Source organism: Streptomyces cahuitamycinicus (genome assembly GCF_002891435.1).
Lineage (GTDB): Bacteria > Actinomycetota > Actinomycetes > Streptomycetales > Streptomycetaceae > Streptomyces > Streptomyces cahuitamycinicus.
In genome coordinates this window covers 1-4,268 of sequence record NZ_POUC01000558.1, presented here as the reverse complement: position 1 = coordinate 4,268, position 4,268 = coordinate 1, and the positions used below count along the sequence as shown (strand labels likewise).

Sequence of the window (4,268 nt, the reverse complement as noted above, 5' to 3'; positions counted from 1 at the left end):
GGGCCGTGCCGGGGGGTGTCCGTCCTCGGAACGGCGCGATGGGTTTGCGTACCGCTGACTGGTGTACCGCTGCGCGCCAACCGCTGCGGGCGGACACCCCCCGACACGTCCCCTTCTCGCCGTACGCGGGTGCGGGTGCGTCCGCTTGCCGCTGCGGACACCCCCCGGCACGTCCCCTTCTCGCCGTACGCGGGTGCGGACGCGTCCCCCTGCCGCTGCGGACACCCCCGACACGTCCCCTTGCCGCTGCGGGCGGCCGGTGGCCATGTTCCCTGGGTGGCGGCCGCGGCTGCCTTCTCGCGCAGGCGGCCATGACCCTCCCAGGGGCGCGGGGAACTGCGCGACCAGCCACTGCGGACCGCAGCCGCCGGACGGCAGGCGGAGCAGCCACAGCCGCGAAGCCTTCCTACAGGCGGCCGAGGACCTGCGTCAGGAGCGAACCCATGCGCGTCGCGGAGTCGCGGCCCGCCTGGAGGACCTCCTCGTGGTTCAGGGGCTCACCCGTCATGCCCGCGGCGAGGTTGGTGACGAGGGAGATGCCCAGGACCTCGGCACCCGCCTCACGTGCGGCGATCGCCTCCAGGACCGTCGACATGCCCACCAGGTCCGCGCCGATGACACGGGCCATGCGGATCTCGGCCGGCGTCTCGTAGTGCGGGCCGGGGAACTGGGCGTAGACGCCCTCCTCCAGCGTGGCGTCGACCTCCTTGCACAGGGCTCGCAGACGCGGCGAGTACAGGTCGGTGAGGTCGACGAAGTTCGCGCCGATGATGGGGGAGGTGGCGGTGAGGTTGATGTGGTCGCTGATGAGGACCGGCTGGCCGGGGCGCATGCCCTCGCGCAGGCCGCCGCAGCCGTTGGTGAGGACGACCGTCTTGCAGCCGGCCGAGACCGCCGTGCGGACGCCGTGGGCGACCGCGGCCACCCCCCGGCCCTCGTAGTAGTGCGTACGGCCCAGGAAGACCAAGGCGCGTTTGTCGCCGATCCGGTACGAGCGGATCTTGCCTCCGTGGCCCTCCACCGCCGGCGGCGGGAAACCGGGGAGCTCGGTGACCTGGAACTCGGCCTCGGGGGCGCCCAGGGCGTCCACGGCCGGGGCCCAGCCGGAGCCCATCACGAGGGCGACGTCGTGGGTCTCGGCGCCCGTGAGTTCGCGCAGGCGGGCCGCGGCGGCGTCGGCGGCCGCGTGGGGGTCGCCCTGGATGTCGTCCGGAAGAAGAGATGCGTTCACGCCGACGAGGGTAGCCGGTGAATGCCTACGCGCGTAGATGGCAGAGCTCACGGGGTGGCGATCGTTGTCTTGTCGTTTCCGACGAGAAGGGCCGCCGTCAGCAGGGACGCTTGCGGAGCTCCATGACGTAGTCGTGGGGAGCGCCGGCCGACTCGGCCGCGTCGGCGATCTCTCCCAGGTAGCGGGCGGAGGGCAGGCCGCCCTCGTAGGCGTTCAGGGTGAAGGCCCAGGCGGAGTCCTCACCGTCCAGGGTGTGGACCCGGACGCGCGTACGACGGTAGATGTCGAGGCCCACGCCCTCCCAGCGGTCGAGCGACTCCTCGTCCATCGGGGCGATGTCGTACAGGGACACGAAGACCTGGGAGAACGGGTCCTCCACGATCGTCGGCAGCGCGCCCTCCCAGCCCATGTGCTCGCCGCCGAAGGTCAGCCGCCAGCCGTTCAGCCAGCCGGTGGCGCGCAGCGGCGAGTGCGGGGCGCGGCGGGACATCAGCCGCGCGTCGAGGTTGCCGGCGTACGCGGCGTAGAGCGACATGGGGGAAGGGTACGGCAGGCCGCCCGGCGTCACTGTCGTAACAACAGGCGCATCGGCGGGGCCCCGGGGCGGTGGCCCGCCGAGCGGTGCGGGACAATGGGGTATGTGACTCGGATCGTGATCATCGGTGGCGGACCCGGCGGATACGAAGCGGCCCTGGTGGCCGCCCAACTCGGCGCGGAGGTGACCGTCGTCGACTGCGACGGTCTGGGCGGGGCGTCGGTGCTCACCGACTGCGTGCCGTCGAAGACCCTGATCGCCACGGCCGAGGTGATGACCACCTTCGACTCCTCGTACGAGGAGCTGGGGATCATCGTCGCCGACGACACCCCGCACATCGAGCAGGCCGCCCGGGTCGTGGGCGTCGACCTGGGCAAGGTCAACCGGCGTGTGAAGCGGCTCGCGCTCGCCCAGTCGCACGACATCACCGCCTCCGTGACGCGCGCCGGGGCGCGTGTCATGCGCGGGCGCGGGCGGCTGGAGGGCATGCAGGCGCTCGACGGGTCGCGCAAGGTCGTGGTGCGCACCGCCGACGGGAGTGAGGAGACGCTCACGGCTGACGCCGTGCTCATCGCGACCGGCGGGCAGCCCCGCGAGCTGCCCGACGCCCAGCCGGACGGTGAGCGGATCCTGAACTGGACCCAGGTGTACGACCTCGACGAGCTGCCGGAGGAGCTCATCGTGGTCGGGTCGGGTGTGACCGGTGCCGAGTTCGCCGGCGCCTACCAGGCACTGGGTTCGAGGGTGACGCTCGTGTCGTCGCGGGACCGGGTGCTGCCGGGTGAGGACCCGGACGCTGCCGTCGTGCTGGAGGACGTCTTCCGGCGGCGCGGCATGAACGTCATGGGGCGTTCCCGGGCGCAGTCCGCCAAACGGGTGGGGGACCGGGTCGAGGTGACCCTCTCCGACGGGCGCGTCATCACCGGATCGCACTGCCTGATGGCCGTCGGTGCCGTGCCCAACAGCGCCGGTATGGGGCTGGAGGACGCCGGGGTCAGGCTGCGCGAGTCGGGTCACATCTGGACCGACAAGGTGTCGCGTACGACCGCTCCGGGCGTGTACGCGGCCGGTGACGTGACCGGAGTGTTCGCCCTCGCGTCCGTGGCCGCCATGCAGGGCCGCATCGCGATGTACCACTTCCTGGGCGACGCCGTGACCCCGCTGAACCTGAAGACGGTCTCCTCGAACGTCTTCACCGACCCCGAGATCGCCACCGTCGGCTACACGCAGGCCGACGTCGACGGCGGGAAGATCGACGCCCGGGTCGTGAAGCTGCCGCTGCTGCGCAACCCGCGCGCGAAGATGCAGGGCATCCGGGACGGCTTCGTCAAGATCTTCTGCCGTCCGGGCACGGGCATCGTGGTGGGTGGAGTCGTCGTGGCGCCGCGCGCCTCGGAACTGATCCACCCGATCTCGATCGCGGTCGACAACAATCTGACCGTCGAGCAGATCGCGAAGGCCTTCACCGTCTACCCCTCGCTGTCGGGCTCGATCGCCGAGGTGGCACGGCAGTTGCATACTCGCAAGGAGGACGGCGCCGGCTGAGGCCGAAACCGGCTCCTCGCTGGTCACGGGGAGTGTTCGACCATGCGTACGGCATAGGCGGCAGGACTAAGGCCTTATACCACTTCCTGCTGCTCGGTGCGAACATCTTCTGCTATTCAGCGCAAACTGCTGAAAGCAGACGGTCGGTGGCGTTACTGTCAGTTTCGTGTTCGCTGCAGAACGTCGCCAATTGATCCTCGAAATGGTGCGAGCGAACGGGGCCGTGTCGCTCCGTGAGCTCGCCCGCGTCGTCCAGACCTCCGAAGTGACCGTACGGCGGGACGTGCGCGCGCTGGAGGCAGAAGGACTCCTCGACCGCCGGCACGGCGGTGCGGTACTGCCGGGCGGTTTCACGCGGGAGTCCGGCTTTCCGCAGAAGTCTCATCTCGCGACCGCCGAGAAGACCGCCATCGCCGACCTCGCCGCGAACCTCGTGGAAGAGGGGGAGGCGATCGTGGTCGGGGCGGGTACGACGACCCAGGAGCTGGCGCGCCGGCTCGCCCGGGTGCCCGGGCTCACCGTCGTCACCAACTCTCTCCTCGTCGCCCAGGCGTTGGCCCATGCCAACCGGGTCGAGGTGGTGATGACCGGCGGTACGCTCCGCGGTTCGAACTACGCCCTCGTCGGCAGTGGTGCCGAGCAGTCCCTGCACGGGCTGCGGGTGTCGCGGGCGTTCCTGTCCGGGAGCGGGCTGACCGCCGAGCGGGGGCTGTCCACGTCCAACATGCTGTCGGCGTCCGTCGACCGGGCGCTGGTGCAGGCCGCGGCGGAGGTGGTGGTGCTCGCGGACCACACGAAGCTCGGTACCGACACCATGTTCCAGACCGTGCCCACGGATCTCATCACGCGCCTCGTCACGGACGAGCCGCCCCCCCACGACGACCGTGCGGCCACGGAACTCCAGGCGCTTGCCGACCAGGGTGTGCAGATTGCCGTGGCCGGGGGGCAGGGGGGTTC

The 4,268-nt window shown here is 70.9% G+C and carries 4 protein-coding genes; 2 read left to right on the top strand and 2 right to left on the bottom strand.

The window, feature by feature from the left end; all coding sequences use genetic code 11:
* Positions 1–406: 406 nt before the first annotated feature.
* Both C1J00_RS39160 and C1J00_RS39155 read right to left on the bottom strand, forming a co-directional pair.
* The gene (locus tag C1J00_RS39160) at positions 407–1,231 is read right to left on the bottom strand and encodes a purine-nucleoside phosphorylase (RefSeq protein ID WP_102913636.1); all 825 of its coding nucleotides are present in this window, start codon (positions 1,229–1,231) and stop codon (positions 407–409) included.
* Positions 1,232–1,328: 97 nt separating this feature from the next.
* Entirely contained in the window at positions 1,329–1,766 is a 438-nt protein-coding gene (locus C1J00_RS39155) for a gamma-glutamylcyclotransferase family protein (protein WP_102913635.1), read from the bottom strand.
* Positions 1,767–1,862: 96 nt separating this feature from the next.
* On the opposite strand from C1J00_RS39155, the gene C1J00_RS39150 reads away from it, so the two are divergent.
* Together C1J00_RS39150 and C1J00_RS39145 are read left to right on the top strand one after the other, a co-directional pair.
* Complete coding sequence (locus C1J00_RS39150) at positions 1,863–3,311, top strand: NAD(P)H-quinone dehydrogenase (RefSeq protein ID WP_102913634.1); 1,449 nt, start codon at positions 1,863–1,865, stop codon at positions 3,309–3,311.
* A gap of 202 nt (positions 3,312–3,513) precedes the next feature.
* On the top strand, positions 3,514–4,268 hold a 755-nt coding region (locus tag C1J00_RS39145; protein ID WP_245936686.1), incomplete at its 3' end, for a DeoR/GlpR family DNA-binding transcription regulator.

Excerpts from the sequence above, each read along its gene's own strand:
- C1J00_RS39155 (WP_102913635.1), bottom strand. The coding sequence starts at position 1,766 with ATGTCGCTCTACGCCGCGTACGCCGGCAACCTCGACGCGCGGCTGATG.
- C1J00_RS39150 (WP_102913634.1), top strand. The coding sequence starts at position 1,863 with ATGGGGTATGTGACTCGGATCGTGATCATCGGTGGCGGACCCGGCGGA.